The 16,376-nt window shown below is 35.3% G+C and carries 9 protein-coding genes; 1 reads left to right on the top strand and 8 read right to left on the bottom strand.

Annotated elements, in window-relative coordinates:
• Positions 1–2,193: a xanthine dehydrogenase family protein molybdopterin-binding subunit gene (locus tag J2Y38_RS17000; RefSeq protein ID WP_309844818.1), complete on the top strand. Its 2,193-nt coding sequence runs from the start codon at positions 1–3 to the stop codon at positions 2,191–2,193.
• Positions 2,194–2,286: 93 nt separating this feature from the next.
• On the opposite strand, the gene J2Y38_RS16995 is transcribed toward J2Y38_RS17000, so the two are convergent.
• The 8 genes from J2Y38_RS16995 to J2Y38_RS16960 form a co-directional block, all read right to left on the bottom strand.
• Positions 2,287–3,690: a serine hydrolase gene (locus J2Y38_RS16995; protein ID WP_309844816.1), complete on the bottom strand. Its 1,404-nt coding sequence runs from the start codon at positions 3,688–3,690 to the stop codon at positions 2,287–2,289.
• Positions 3,691–3,813: 123 nt separating this feature from the next.
• The gene (locus J2Y38_RS16990) at positions 3,814–4,377 is read right to left on the bottom strand and encodes a DUF2911 domain-containing protein (protein WP_309844815.1); all 564 of its coding nucleotides are present in this window, start codon (positions 4,375–4,377) and stop codon (positions 3,814–3,816) included.
• A gap of 102 nt (positions 4,378–4,479) precedes the next feature.
• Positions 4,480–6,282: a glycoside hydrolase family 2 TIM barrel-domain containing protein gene (locus J2Y38_RS16985; RefSeq protein WP_309844813.1), complete on the bottom strand. Its 1,803-nt coding sequence runs from the start codon at positions 6,280–6,282 to the stop codon at positions 4,480–4,482.
• Between the two features lie 10 nt (positions 6,283–6,292).
• Entirely contained in the window at positions 6,293–7,423 is a 1,131-nt protein-coding gene (locus J2Y38_RS16980) for a T9SS type A sorting domain-containing protein (protein WP_309844812.1), read from the bottom strand.
• A gap of 196 nt (positions 7,424–7,619) precedes the next feature.
• The gene (locus J2Y38_RS16975) at positions 7,620–10,040 is read right to left on the bottom strand and encodes a glycoside hydrolase family 2 TIM barrel-domain containing protein (RefSeq protein ID WP_309844810.1); all 2,421 of its coding nucleotides are present in this window, start codon (positions 10,038–10,040) and stop codon (positions 7,620–7,622) included.
• A 101-nt stretch (positions 10,041–10,141) separates the two neighbouring features.
• Positions 10,142–11,317, bottom strand: coding sequence for a glycoside hydrolase family 88 protein (locus tag J2Y38_RS16970; RefSeq protein ID WP_309844808.1), 1,176 nt, complete (start codon positions 11,315–11,317; stop codon positions 10,142–10,144).
• Positions 11,318–11,650: 333 nt separating this feature from the next.
• Entirely contained in the window at positions 11,651–13,171 is a 1,521-nt protein-coding gene (locus J2Y38_RS16965) for a RagB/SusD family nutrient uptake outer membrane protein (RefSeq protein WP_309844806.1), read from the bottom strand.
• 13 nt (positions 13,172–13,184) lie between these two features.
• On the bottom strand, positions 13,185–16,187 hold the full coding sequence (locus J2Y38_RS16960; protein ID WP_309844804.1) for a TonB-dependent receptor: 3,003 nt from the start codon (positions 16,185–16,187) through the stop codon (positions 13,185–13,187).
• Positions 16,188–16,376: the final 189 nt, after the last annotated feature.

The raw sequence follows: 16,376 nt of genomic DNA, 5'->3' as shown, positions 1-16,376 counted from the left end.
ATGAGCAAGACAAGTAATATTAATAGAGTTGACGGATTTGCTAAAGTAACGGGATCAGCAACTTATTCTGCCGAATATAAAACGCCCGGAGTAGTGTATGCCTGTTTAGTTGGAAGCACGATTGCAAAAGGAAGAATCAAAACCATCGATACTAAAAAAGCAGAATGGGCGCCGGGAGTTCTGGCTGTCATTACGCATTTAAATGTAGACAAACCTGCCGGATATCAAAAAGCAAAAGACAAACATAATTTTGGCCAGCCCCTGCAGATTTTCAAAGATGATTCGGTTTTGTATTATGATCAGCCAATTGCGTTGGTAATTGCCGATACTTTTGAGCGTATGCAATATGCAGCGAGTTTAATTAAAGCCGATTATTTTAAAGAAGAACATTCGACTGAACTTCAAAAAGCTGCGGATAAAGAGAAAAAAGTAGAAACAGATAAAGGGAATGATTACCACAGAGGAGTTCATGACGGTTATAAAAATGCAGAAGTAATTTTAGAAGCTGATTATACGATTCCAACTGAAGTTCATAACCCAATGGAGCTGGCGAATATTATCGCAAAATGGGATGGAAACAAACCAATTTTATACACCAAAAGTCAAGGTGTTGAAGGAACGCGCAGAAGTGTTGCCGGAGTTTTTGATGTGCCAGCTGAAGATGTAGAAGTACACTCTGAATATCTTGGAGGTGCATTTGGAATGGGATTACACACATGGCCTTATGAAATCGCAGCATTAATTGGTGCAAAGAAATTAAATCGCCCTGTAAAATTAGTTTTGCACCGCGAGCAAATGTTTACGAATGTTGGTTTCAGACCTTATACCATTCAGAAAATGGGTTTAGGCGCAACAAAAGCAGGAAAACTAACTGGTTTAACTCATGAAGCTGTTGCGATGACTTCCAGTTATGAAGATTTCATGGAAGGAACGGTAAACATGTCCCGATTTATTTATGATTGTGAAAATGTTTCGACACGTTACAGAATTGTTCCGTTAGACACTTGTACGCCAATCTGGATGCGTGGTCCGGGTGAGGCAACAGGTTCTTTTGCATTAGAATGTGCAATGGACGAACTGGCCTATAAATTAAACTTAGATCCAATTGAATTTCGAAAGCTGAATTATGCTGAGAAAGATTTGGAACAAAATAAACCGTGGAGTAGTAAATATCTTTTAGAATGTTACGAAGGCGGAATGGAACGCATTGGCTGGAAAAACCGTAAAAACGAACCGGGTTCTGTGAAAGAAGGAGACTGGCTTGTAGGTTACGGAATGGGAACCGGAACTTTTGGTTGCTACAGAAGTCCAACTTCTGTAAAAGCAAAATTTTTGCCCGATGGAAATTTAGTGCTCCAGTGCAGTGTAAACGATATGGGGCCGGGAACGGCAACCATGATGACGGCAATTGGTGCTGAAATAACTGGTTTACCTGCTGAGAATATAATTATCGAAATGGGAAAAAGCGGATTGCCAAAAGGTCCAACGCAAGGAGGTTCGGCAACGACTTCATCTGTTGGTTCTGCAGTTCATGATGCCTGTAATTTATTGGTAAGTAAAGTGTTGGGATTAGCGACTGAAAACCCGGCTTTAAAAGGAACTCCAATTACAGATTTAACTTTTGCAAATGGAATCGTTTCTTCAACAAAAGATACTGCTAAAACTGTTGCTTTGACTTCTTTACTTAGTGCTAATAAATTAGATGGATTAGAAGTTGAAAATCAATCAAAAGCTACAGAAGAAGCTAAGAAATATTCTATTTATTCGTTTTCAGTTCACTTTGTAAAAGTATTAGTGAATCCGAATTTGGGTAAAATACGTTTGGCGCATGTTGTTTCATGTGCTGATATCGGAACGGTTATCAACCAAAAAACTTCTGCAGGACAAATGTACGGCGGTGCAGTAGGAGGTATCGGAATGGGATTAATGGAAGCATTGGAAATCGATCATCGTTTCGGTCGTCCAATCAACAATAATTTCGCCGATTATCATGTTCCCGTAAATGCGGATATTGAAAAACAGGAAGTTTTCTTCGTCAATAAAAAAGACCCAATCAGTAACCCAATGGGAACAAAAGGTCTTGGCGAAACGGCTTTGGTTGGAATGGCGCCTGCAATTGCAAATGCTGTTTTTAACGCAACCGGAAAACGTGTACGAGACTTGCCAATTACATTGGATAAAATAATTGCTTAATTGTTAATTGTAAATGGTTAATTGTAAATGGTTAATTGTAAATTTTAGTTGGTAATTACCATTTACAATTAACCATTAATAACTAATCATTCCCTACTTTTTTTTATTGAAAGATGGCAGGATATATTTTTGAATCAATTCATCGCTTGGTGATTGTGAGTTATAATTTCCGCCAGTAATAACGGTTATCATATTTTGATCTTCCCAAATATAAATTTTCTGACCACCGTTACCTTGGGCAGCTTTTCCATCATATCGAACACCATCAACATTCAGGTATTTTAGCCACCATAAATAACCATAATTCACACCTTGCACAACAGAATGTTTTGTTAAGGATTCCTCAACCCAGTCTTTAGAGATTACTTGTTTCCCGTTCCAAACTCCTTTATTAAGATACAGCATTCCTAATTTTGCCATATCTCTTGAATTCAAATAAACCTGACAGAAAGTTTCGGCACTTGATGCATCGGGTTTAAAATTCCATTTAAAATTTTTAATGCCCAAATCTTTAAAAAGAGTCTGTTTGGCAAATTCAGGTAAAGGCATTTTTGTTGCTCTTTCAATGATTTTTCCCAATGTTATAGGATTTCCCGAACAATACATTCCTTTGCCGCCCGGAACATCTATCATCGGAAGATCTAAGGTAAATTGTATCCAGTCATCAGAATAGTTCATAGTAGTTTCATTCCCAACTGACTTTGGATTGCTCACATCACAATCAAGTCCGCTTTGATTCGTTAAAAGATTTTCAATGGTAATCTGCCTTTTGTCAGAAGTAAGGTTTTTAAACGTATAATCAGGAAAATAAGAAAGTACCGTTTCATTTTTATTTTTGATAAATCCTTTATCTATAGCAATTCCTGTAAGTGCCGAGACAAAGCTTTTGGTAGCCGAACGAATTTCATGAAGTTTGGTTTTGTTGTATTCATAAAAGTATTCTTCAAAAACCAGTTTTCCATCTTTAATAATCAAAACGCTGTGAACGTTAGGATAAGTTCCGTTAACAATTTTTTGCATCATTTCGTGTAATAATGCTTTGTCCAGACCAGACTGATCAAGATTCCCGGTTACTAAACCATCAAGATCTTTCTTAGGCTGCTGATATACATATTTATAATCTTTAGAAGCATTAAGTCTTGGATACCACATTTCTTTCGGGAAAACGACTTTTTTACTAATTAATTTGAAGGTTTTTCCATCAGAAGTATAACCTGTAATCGCAGCAGTATTATTTCTGACAAAAGTTACTTTTTCTTTTGACATATTCAGGAAAATATCTTTCTCCTGAGGTTTTAATGAATACTTACTTTCATTGATGATAGCATATAAAATAGTATCTTTTGGTGACGCGGCAATTTGCAGTGTGGTATTATTTTCATATTCATAAATACCTTCATACTCTTTTAATTGTTCGTATGTAATTTTAAATTTTTGCTGAGAATAGCCGTAGAAAACGGACAATAAAAAAAATAAAAGTAAAGTGGTTTTTTTCATTCTTTTTGGTTTATGGTTAGTTAATAGTTAGTTATGGTATAATTGACTCTTATAAAAGCATAAAAAAAGAGACACTTAATTTAATTAGTGTCTCTTTGTATATAACTTTATAATCGTAAACAATTATTTAACCGTAATAGGCAATTCAGCAGTTGTTTTATCCCATCCAATAACCAAATTAGCTACATTACCTTGAGTTGTAAAAGCAATTGATAAAGCTTCGATTACTTCATTTACTGGTTTTACAGGAACAGAAACCCTAACAACATCTTTACTCTCGTCATAAGCATAAGCACCCCATAAATCAATTTCTTTATTGATAATGATAGTCCATTTATCTTTTTCAGGAATAGCAAATAAACTGTAAGTTCCTGCTGGAATATTTTTTCCACCAATTGTTACTGCTTTGTAAAATTTGATTTCTGTATTTTCATTAGCACCAACTCTCCAAACTTCACCAAATTTCACGATATCGCCAAAAACAGTTCTTCCTTTTACAGAAGGTCTTGCGTAAATAACTTTTACAATCGGACTAGGATTATCTGTTTTTTTGAATTTAACAGCTTTGTTTGGGAAATAAGAAATATCAACCGGACTTGCATCAAGCGGAGCAAATTTTACTACATCTTGAGCTTGAACTGTAAAGGCAGCAAATAAAGTAACTGCCATTAAATAAAATTTTTTCATAAGGTTACAATTTTTAGAATAACTACAAAGTAAGTTAATAATGAAGAAAAATCATATAAATACAGTCTGTTTTTTGTTAATGAATTGGTAATGGTTCTTAATTTACTTTTCTTCTTTTTTCTTTTTGTCGTACCAATTCTGCATAATGTAAAAAGCCTTTTTCTTTTCACCATCATTTGAAATTAGACCTTTACGATTGTAACCGTCCTGAATACCCGGAAGAAGTCTTTTTGGAGATCTGAAATCAACCAAAATCCACGGACTTAATCCGCTTAAGTGAGGTATTTTTTCAATCATCTTCAAATTCTGAATGTATAAATATTCCTGATATTCTTCCGTCCAGCGTTCGGTTTTATCTCCGTGAAATCCTGCTTTTGCGTCTCCTCCAAATTCAGAAACAAAAACCGGTTTGTTATATGGTGTAGTCCAGAATGTTTTTTCAGCATTTTCTAAGTTACCGCCATACCATCCTAAATATTGGTTAAAAGCAATAATGTCAAGTGATTTACCAATTTCATCGTCAATTTTTCCGTTACGCGTTAATAAAGCCGCACTGATTAATCTTGTATTATCCAGAGATTTTGTATGCGTTACTAAATTCGTGATAAAAGTGTTTCTGGCATCAGAAATTGGAGTTTCATTTGCCATAGACCAAATCACGATACTCGCTCTGTTTTTATCTCTTGTAATGGCAGCGGTTAACTGATCTTGGGCATTTTTATAGGTATTTTCATTTTTAAATTCTACCGTCCAGTAAACCGGAATTTCTTCCCAAACCATTAATCCCATTTTATCAGCTTCTCTAATAATGTTTTCGTTATGCGGATAATGCGCCAAACGAACATAATTACAGCCTAATTCTTTTGCCCAGTTTAATAAACGTAAAGCATCTTCCTGAGAATTTGCGCGTCCACCTTTTGCATTTTCTTCGTGAATCGAAATTCCTCTTAAAAAGACTTGTTTTCCATTCAATAAAATTTTGTCTTCCTGTGTTTCAATTGTTCTAAAACCAATTTTATCATTTAATTTCTTTCCGTTAAAATCGATTGTAACATCATATAATTTCGGATTTTCCGGTGACCAATAAGAGATTTTTTTCGCTGGAATTTCAAAATTTAAAATTCCATCAGCACCAATTTTTCCTTTGTAATTAATCCTTAATTCTGGAATAGAAATCGAAGCCTGATTTTGTGCCGGATTCAAATTATTGATTTTGATAAAACCAGAAATAACATTGGCATTATTCTTTTTAAGCTGAATGGTGTAATCTTCAATAAATGCAGATTCTTCTTCGATTAAAGTAACATCACGCGTAATTCCGCCATAATTCCACCAATCAGTATTAACTGTTGGAACGTCTTCTTTATGGCGCGTATTATCTACTTTAATAACCAAATAATTGTCTTTTGGTTGTACAATCCCGGTAACTTCATAATTAAATGGTGTAAAACCGCCTTCGTGAGTTCCCAGTTTTTTTCCGTTTAAGTAAACATCTGCTTTGTAATTGATGGCTCCCAAATACACGAAAAGGCGCTTATTAGCGGCCAAATTGTAGTCGAAAGATTTTTTGAACCAAACATTTCCTTCGTAATATTTTAGTTCTGTAACTTGTGAATTCCAGTCGCCCGGAATATTTATTGTTGGTGATTTATCAAAATCATATTCTACTAATTCCTGTTTGTTTTGCGCATGATAATTAGTAAAAAATGCGCCTTTTGCCGGTTTTTCCTGTTTGTCGTATTGGTCAAGGTGAAAGCTGTAAAATCCTGTTTGATAAGGATCAACAATGTAATTCCAAACGCCGTTTAAAGAAGTTGTGTTTCGGTTTGGAACGTTTGAAATTAAACCTTGTGATTGTCCAATAAAGGCTGAAGTCAGCAGTAAAAGGGTAATTAGTTTTTTCATTTTGCAATATTTATTTTTTAATCATTTTTATACCTTTCGAAAAGGTATTCTCTTTTTTGAATTTGATAATGTAAAGCCCCGATTTTAAAGACGATACATTTACATTTTCAGATAGGCTATCGTGGGTAATAACTTGTTTTCCGCTGCTGTCGTAAATGCTTAATCCGGTATATTGATTTAAGATAACTTCTGACAGCTGTAGTTTATCTCCAACAGGATTCGGAAATTGTAAAGATATATTTTCTGCCGCATGTTCTTTTGAAGATAAAGTAGTCAATTCTTCGATACTAAAATCAGAAAAACGCATAGCTTCGTCTCTCATATTTGCAATATCAGCAAGACTGCGATAAATTCCCCATTTAGGACGAATAAAAGAATTTGCTGCATAGGTAACACCAGCTGTCGATGTATAAGCAGGACGAATAGTTTGAATATTAGCATTGCTGTAATCCATTAAAACAGTTCCATCGCTTACTTTTTTTATTATGATGGAAAAGGTTCCCTGTAATCCGACTTTTATGGTTTCTACAGCTTCAACCCAAACACCTTCAAACAATGACATGTTTAGATTTTGATATTTTATGGTTGAAGCAGCGGCATCTTTATCATAAATTAATTCCAATCGAGTTCCTCCATTAGATAATTTTCTCAATGTCAAAGTAAAAAGAGGATCGTCATCGTCGCCGTCTACCGCTTTTACCTGATGTATGTGTGTAAAACTTGTTGTAGGTTTAAATCCTGCGGGCACTTTAAAACGCCATTTATACTGTACCGTTTCGCCAATAATTCCTTTTAAATTATCTGGAGAAGGGTTGTATGATTTAATCTCAACACGCTGTCTGTCCGTTTTTCCTGCTACAGGTTCATTATCCGGAGGTGTATTACTCACATGAGAATAAAACTCAAAAACATTTTTGTTTAGTTCCGTATCAAAAACCTCGGCAATATGACGTCCAAAACCTGGATGAATCGCATCTGGAGCTTCAATAGCCCCGTTTGCCGTTCCTGGAGCTAATGCGTTTGTAATTAATTCATAAGTGCCAACTCCGTCAGGACCATCGGCATTTAATGTTACTACTTGTGCATTGCCAGCAAAACTTGTCAATACTAAAACGATACTATAAAAAGAGGTATTTTTCATAAGTTTTTAGTTTAATTGATGTTTTTAATTTATTCTCATTTTTGTCATTTCGAGGAACGAGAAATCACACGCGGGGATCGACAAAGATTGGCAACATTCTGTGCGGAGTTTCGTGTGCGATTTCTCGTTCCTCGAAATGACAAAACTATATCTAAAAAATCTGCTCAATCTGCAAAATCTGCGTGAAACAACTTTTTTAATTCACTGGAATCTTCAAATATTCTCCTTTAAAACTCTGGTTCAACGCCGTCATTTCAATAGGATCACCAGAACCATCAGAAATAACTTCAATAGAAGCTTTTCCATTCGCCATTCTAATTGATTCACTTCCAGTTGGTGTTCCTTGATTCTTCAAAGTTTTTCCACCTTTTAAACATTGGAAATAAACACTTTCTTCATAATCTAAGCAACGTAAATTGTTATTATCAATCGCAATTGCCGTAACCAGATAATTACCGTTTTTTAGTTTCTCTGAAGACAATTGTAAAGACGAAGCTGTATCATTTTTATTGAAACGATAATTAACCTTAATCGTATCAGAAACCATTTTACCGTCTTTATTTTTACCAATAGCAACTAAAACATTTTCTCCTTTTTTAAAGTTGACATCCCAAGTTAACCCATTTGCAGGATAAAGAGCAAGATTTCTTAGTTTTTCGCCAAGAGATTTTCCGTCATGAAATAAGGTAACTTTTTCGCAATTACTAAAAACATTGATTGTTCTTGGTGTATTTTCAGGACCTTGACGTTCTGTCCAGGTATGCGATTCTATGTAAGCGAAAGGCTCTTTGCCCCAATAACTTTTAAAAACATAATATGCATCTTTCGGGTTTCCGTTTCGGTCCACCAAACCTTTTTGGTTCATATACGGAATATCATCTTCCGGACGTAAAGGCGTTGCAAAATCCTTAAATGCCCATTGTACATTTCCCACAAAATTTGGGTCATTCTCGGATATATGCAAGTGCCAGTCAAATAAATCAACGATATAATTTTCGCTCCAATCTCCAATTTGGGCAATATTCGCAACTTTAGTTTGTACAATTGCTTCTTCCCAGCCTTCCGCTTTAATAACATTTTCGCCTGTTACTGGGTTTTCGCTGTGACGGCCTACATGGCTGTCTCCGCCATATTCAGCGTGGATGAAATGTTTATATTCTTTTTTATAAACATCAATTGCTTTTTGGTAGCTTTTGTAACTTCCAGAATACCAGCCAGACCAGATAGAAGGGGAGAATACATCCACAATATGTGAACCTTCATAATATTTTCTAATTGCCGTTTTTCTGGTTGGGTCCAGTTTATGCGCAATGTCGTTTAGTTCCGTTAAAAAGACATTTGTTTTTTCGGTATTGTCACCATTAGGGAAATCAGGAAGCCAGTTCATTTCATTTCCAAGCGACCAGATTATAATACTTGGATGATTATAATTTTGGTTGATGATTTCTTTGAGCATATTTTTAGTATTTGTCTGCCAAAGTTCATCACCAATTCCGCCGCGGCACCACGGCAATTCATCCCAAACTAAAAGCCCAAGTTCATCACAAGCTTTGTAAATTTCAGGATCTTGCGGATAATGTGCTAAACGAACAAAATTTGCACCCATATCTTTTATCGATTTCATATCGGCCCAATGTTGTGCGTTGCTCATTGCAGCACCAACTCCGGCTTGTTCTTCATGACGATGTGTTCCGCGAATCAATAAACGTTTTCCGTTTAAATAGAAAGGACCGTGATCTTTAAACTCAAACCATCTAAAACCTACTTTCTCAGAAACGCTGTCTTTAATTTGATTTTTTTCAGATAAAACAGCCGTTAAGGAATATAAATTCGGTTTTTCGGTATCCCAAAGTTCCGGGTTTTTGATGTTTTCAAAAGTGATTGTCGAAGTTTTATCAGAAACAGGAATAGTTTTACTGGCTACTTTTTTTCCTTTCGGATTTTTAAGTGTTACGGTTAACGATAAATCTTTTGAATTATCAACATTTACAAAAGAAGAAACAACTTGTACCGAAGCATTTTTAGCCGAAACTTCCGGCGTTGTAATCTTCAAATTATCAATATGATTTTTGTATTTCGAAACGAACCAAACATCACGCGTGATTCCGCCATAAATAAAGAAATCACTTTTTTGAGATGGAATAATTTCGATGTCGTAACTATTATCAACGCGAACAAAAATATCGTTGTTTCCTTCTTTAATAAAGTTAGTAATATCTATAGAAAAGCCAATATAACCACCAATGTGTCCGCCGGCTTCTTTTCCGTTTACATACACTTTTGTTGTAATATTTGAACCTTCAAAGTATAGCGAATACACTTTGTTTTTATCAATTTGCGGAATATTTAATTTCTTTTGATACCAGCTTGCGTCACGTCTGTAACCCGGATATAAGTCGGTTGCATCTTCGGCGTTCCAAGTATGTGGTAAATTTATGGAAGTCCAGTTTGAAGCCTTTTGAGCTTCGGTAAGATTTGAAGTATGATTTTCAAGATACAGCCAGTTGTCGTTTAAATTCATCTTTGTCTGAGCAAAACTGCTGCTCAGACAAATCTGAAAAAAAACAAAAAGCGCAAAAATTGAAAATGTATTGTTTTGATATAATGAGTTCTTCATAAGTTTTTTTAGGTTCTAAGGTTCTAAGGTTCTAAGATACTGAGGTGCTGAGGCTAAAAAAACCTTAGTCCCTCAGTATCTTAGCACCTCAGTCCCTTAACTTACTTTTTTCTAAGTAACGCTTCCAGAAAATAATAGTCGGCGTAGATTATTGGTTCGTCAATTTCGTCGTGTTTTGGCCAGTTTCCTGTACTGTGATCGAATAGAAAAGGAGCCTTAATTTTAGAATCTAAAATATATTTATCAGTTTGAACCGAAGCCATTAGTTTATCGGCGAAAGCCAGATAACTTTTATTTTGTGTATAACTGTACAATTCGTATAATCCTGATGCCATAACCATTGCGGCTGAAACATCTCGCGGTGAATTTGGAATACTCGGATCTTTTAAATCCCAATACGGAATTCCGTCTTCCGGCAGGTTTTTATTGGTCATAAAAAACTTTGCTGTTGCTTCGGCTTGTTTTAAATAAGCCGGATCTTTTGTATATCTGTACGACATTGTAAATCCGTAAACTGCCCAGCCTTGTCCGCGTGCCCAAACTGAATCGTCGTTGAAACCTTGTAAAGTAGTTTTCTTTCTAACTTCACCTGTATTCGGATTATAATCAATTACGTGATAACAGCTGTTGTCTTCCCTAAATTGATTTTTTAAAGTGGTATTAGCGTGTTGAATGGCTACATCACGGTATTTTGGATTTCCTGATAATTTAGATGCTTCAAAAAGCAATTCCAGATTCATCATATTATCAATGATAACTGGGTAATCCCAAATTTCTTTGTTGAAATCCCAAGAACGGATTGAACCTACTTTTGGATTAAACCTTGTGCATAAAGTTTCAGCGCCTTTAATAATTACCGCTTCGTACTCTTTCTTGTTTTCCACTTTCAGCGCTTCTCCGAAACTGCAAAACACTTTAAAACCTACGTCATGCGAATTACTGTTAACACTTTCCTTTTTGCTGAAAGGAGTCCATTTTTGAGCTTGTTCTTTATATTTTGAATCGCCAGTCAATCGGTATAACTGCCAAAGATTTCCGGCAAAAAAACCGCTTGTCCAGTCTCTCGAAGGGACTTTGCGAATCTCATTGGTTTTGATATTCATACTTCTTGGCATCGACAGAGAATCAACCGGATAATCGAGTAACATTTTGTAACGCGTTTCCAGAAGATTATTTGTTACCGCAGGGGTATTTTTTGTTTGAGAATTAATCCCGGACTTGCACGCTGTTACCAGCGATGCAAACCCAAGGAATAAAATGAAACTAACTCTATTCATACTACTAATTAATCTTTATTTTTAGTTTCTATACTAAGTTTTTGAACGCGGATGAAACGGATTCGCAATCGCGAAAACGCTGATTTTCGCCGATTTTTTTAAACTAGATTTTAAAAATCCGTTTTTTTCTGTGTCTTCGCGATAGCGAATCCGTTTCATCTGCGTTCAATAATAATTTTTACTAATTAAACACCGGATGATTTAACACATAGAAACATAGTTATCATGTGTAAATGATATGTCATTTATTTTATTGGCTCACGTAAATAAAAAACCTATGCTTCTATGTGTTAAATAATTACATCCAGCTCCTTTACTAACTAATCTAATTTTTTAGTAACCAGGATTATTTGGTTTTAAATTTGGATTTATTGCCAATTCTGTTCCCGGCAATGGCCATAAATAATCTTTATCAGGATTAAAATTAGCATGTGGTTCTAAACCAGCAGGACCAAATACTTCAGGGCCATTTTTCAATCTTTTGATATCATACCATCTGATGTATTCAAAAGCTAATTCTAATCTTCTTTCGTCAATAACCATTTTTTTGAAATCAGCTTTTGACAAACCTGGTGTTACATTTGCAGGGAAAGAAACTTGTCTTCCTCCTTTATTTCTTGCTCTTGCACGAACTCGGTTTACATAACCATCAGCTTCTGCAGTTCCCGGATTAATTTCGTTTAAAGCTTCGGCTGCTGTCAATAAAACTTCGGCATAACGCATTGTAATATAATTGTGCTGAGAAGTTCTTCCGTTTGCACCTGCTTTTCCCGGAAAACGGAAATATTTTGCAATATGCGGACGAGGCGCTTTTTCGTTATCGCTTGAAGGATAAACCTGCAATGATCCGCCCGGACCGGTTTTCTTTCTAATAATGGTATCAAAACTTACAGCTCTTCTGTAATCTCTTTGATCCCAAGTATTAAATACTTTTAATGAAGGAACGGCAACAGAAAATCCTTGTCCGTAGCTGTAACTGTCATCTTTTAATGAACCTGTAAAAAACGCTGTATAATCCTGACCGTAATTTCCAGATGTTAAGTTATTAAAATCTACTGTAAATAATGGTTCTTTTAACGAAGCAGCTTTTGTGGCGTTAAATAAATCCTGAAAATCTGCATCAAGACCTAAACCAAATTTTGTTTCGTTTGTGATAACATATTTCGCTTCATCATATGCTTTTTGATATTGACCCAAAGTTAAATAAACAGAAGCTAAATATCCTGCTGCAGTACCTTTTCCAGGAACGGCTTTTACTTTTGGTTTATCATCCAGCCATTGTTTTGCAAATTCTAAATCGGCAATAATTTTAGGATAAACATCAGCTTCTTTTGTTTTACTGATAGAGTTTACCTGAGAAACATCGTTTACTACAAAATCAATGTACGGAATATCTCCAAAAAGACGTACTAAATGATAGTAAGTAAAAGCTCTTGCAAAATAAGCCTGAGCTACAATTGCGTTTACTTTTGCAGGATCTCCGGGCGTTTTTTTAGCGCCTTCAATAGCCTGATTTGCTGCTGTAATGATTACATACGACTGTGGCCAAAAGTTAGCTACAAGTGCATTTGTATCGTTCATACTCATATCGTTTACATCGATACGTGCGGCTTGTGTAGTTCTATCACCAATGTCAGACATATCGTCGCGAAGCATTAAGGCAATTGTAAATTCTCTTCCCCAATAATTGTTATGTGCAATGTTTGCAAAAGCTCCGTTTACAGCTGCCTGTAAATCGTCGGTATTATTGAAAAAGTTTTCTGGACGAATTACTCCCACCGGATGTTCTTCTAAATCAGAACATGCAAAAAAGGTAAGTGTTCCCAAGAAAAGAAAAGCTATATATTTTTTCATGATATTTTTGTTGTTAGAATTTTACGTTTAGACCCATTGTAAACGTTCTCACGTTTGGATAACCTCCATAATCCAATCCTAAGTTGGTATTACTTCTTGAGTTGTTGTCGTTTAAGTAACTTGTTTCTGGGTCAGTTCCCGGATAATCAGTAATCGTCCAAAGGTTTTGTGCACTGATGTAAAAACGAACTTTGCTTAATCCGAATTTAGAAACAACATTCTCACTTAAACTATATCCTAAAGAGATGTTTTTTAAACGGATGTAACTTCCGTCATAAACAAATCTAGACGTAACTCTTTTTGTTCTTGCTGCATTTTTAGGAACATTTGTATCTGTATTTGTTGGGGTCCATGCATCTAAAACTTCTGTTGTAGCATTGTTGTTTCCAGACGCTAATTCCATTAAAGTATAGTTTAGGATTTGTCCGCCTTCTGAACCTTGGAAGAAAATATTCAAATCAAGATTTTTATACGTGAAATCATTGTTTAAACCAAAGATGAAATCAGGATTTGGATTTCCAATAATCGTTTTATCTTGCGAATCTAATTTTCCGTCACCATTGTAATCTCTGAATTTTTCACCTCCTGCAGTCGTTTCAAAGTTCCCAGGTAAAACAGTTTCTCCCTGTTGAATTACACCATCATAAATAAACCCGAAGAAAGAACCAACCGGCTCACCAACTCTCAAAATTTGAGATTCTGTAGCCAAGAAATGACCTGGAGTTGAGTTGATCAATAAATCTTTGTTATCAGCTAATTTTAATACTTTGTTTTTGTTTGAAGAAATATTAAAACTTGTATTCCATGTAAAATCCTGACCAATAAAGTTTTTAGAATTAATACCCAATTCCCATCCTTTGTTTTCTAATTCTCCAACGTTTTGAAGCTGAGAAGCAATTCCGGAAACTCCCGGAAGCGGTCTGTTGAATAATAAATCTTTTGTGATCGTTTTATAGTAATCTGCCGTAATACTGATTCTGTTATCAAATAAACCTAAATCAATTCCGTAATCTTGCTGGTATGAAGTTTCCCATTTCAAATTCGGATTATCCAAAGATGTCAATTGAACCGCATTTACAATAACGTCACCACTCACATCATAAATTTCTGAGAATCTTGAAAGAGTAGAGTAGGCACCAATAGATGGATTTCCTGTTGCTCCGTAACTCGCTCTCAATTTAAGATTAGAAATAGTTTTGCTGTCTTTTAAGAAATTTTCTTTTCCGATATTCCATCCAATTGCTCCAGAAGGGAAAGTTCCGTATTTGTAGTTTTTACTAAAGCTTGAAGAACCATCTCGTCTGGCCGTAAACGTTAGTAAATACTTATCATCATAATCAAAATTCAACCTTCCGAAAGCAGAAATTAATTCAGTTTCAGATAAATTAGAATCCGGTTTTAAGAATACAGTTCCTGCACCAAGATTTCTATATGAATTCGTATTTGTTAAAAATCCTCTTGAAGCTGCGAATGAACTTTCGTTTTTGTTCTTTTGGTATGAATAACCTCCAAGAACCGTTAAAACCCCTTTTTCGATAATTTCACGTTTAAAAGTCAAATAATTCTCTGTTAAGAAAGAAGAAAATCTAGTGTTGTTTACAGAAGCTTCTCCTTTAATATTTTTTCCAGCAATTAAAGTTGAAGGAATAAATCTTCCTGTTTGAGAATTATTATCTGTTAAACCTAAAGTCGTTTTAAAATCTAAATCCTTAGTGATTTTGTATTGTGCAAAGAAATTGTTTCTGTTTACAATAGAAACTGTTTCCAGAATATTTTCCATTGCCGTTGCATACGGGTTGTCAATGTCATCACCAATTGGTGCTGTTGTTGTATACGTTCCGTCTTCATTATAAATTCCTTTGTCTGGCATAAAACGGTAAGCCGATGCAATTACACCCGCAGCTCCAGTTCCTCCGGCTCCAGTCTGGCTCACAATTCCGTCCTTGTTTTGTTTACTTGTAAAAGTGTTTAAACCTACTTTGAATTTAGGGGATAAATCAGCTTCAAGATTGGCAACAATCGTATATCTGTCAATTCCTGAATTAATTACAACACCATTTTGGTTGAAATAAGTTCCGGAAACATAATATTTCACAGTATCAGATCCACCTGAAAATGATAATTGTGTATTCGAAATCATTCCGTCACGATAAATAACATCTTGCCAATCTGTGTTTGCAGGACCTTGTGTATGTGTTGTGAAACTTTTTCTGTACGCTGCAAACTGATCTGCATCTAATAAATCCAGTTTATTGTTTACAGTTTGAATAGAAGTAGAGTTGCTGAATTCAATTACCGGTTTTCCTGGTTTTCCTTTTTTAGTTGTAACCATAATAACCCCGTTTGAACCTCTTGATCCGTAAATTGCCGTTGCCGAAGCATCTTTTAAAACCTCAATCGAAGCAATATCCTGAGGCGCAGGCATAGAAACTCCTGCAAAACCGTCAACAACTATAAGGGCATCTCCACTCGCATTAATAGAAGTTCCTCCACGAACCCTGATTTTTACAGGCGCACCTGGTTCACCACCATTATTACTTTGTACCGAAACCCCCGCTGCACGACCTTGTAAAGCCTGCTCTGCACTTAGAACCGGATAAGCAGTCAATTCTTTTGCCGTTACAGAAGAAACTGAACCTGTAATGTCGCTCTTTTTACGAGTTCCATAACCTACAACAATTACTTCTTCAAGATTTTTAGTATCTGGTTTTAAACTTACATTAATTGCAGTTTTGTTTCCAACCGGAATTTCAACGCTTTGATATCCTACGAAATTGAATACTAAAACAGCATTTTTCTCAGAAACAAAAACGGTATAATTTCCATCCATATCTGTAGTAGCTCCAACAGAGGAATTCTTGATATAGACATTAGCACCAGGAAGACCAAGTAAATCTTCGCTCGAAGTCACTTTTCCTGTAACTTTTCGTTCCTGTGCAGTCATCATGATACTTGCCAGTAAAAAAGATACTAGTAAATACCATCTAAACGATTTAATTTGTTCGTCTGTAAACATTCATTTTTTGGTTTTAAGGTTAATGTTAGAGAAAGTAGAAAAGCAATAAACTCATTCCGATTATCACAATGACAAAAAAAATTTGCAGCAATAAAAAGCTTGTTTTTTTGATTTTCATATCGCAAATGTATAGGCCGAAAACGATATAGAAATACAAAAAAGGGTATCTAAAAATACAGATACCCTTTT

Source organism: Flavobacterium sp. 2755, from assembly GCF_031455715.1.
Classification (GTDB): Bacteria; Bacteroidota; Bacteroidia; order Flavobacteriales; family Flavobacteriaceae; genus Flavobacterium.
This window is presented reverse-complemented; position numbering and strand designations above follow the sequence as displayed.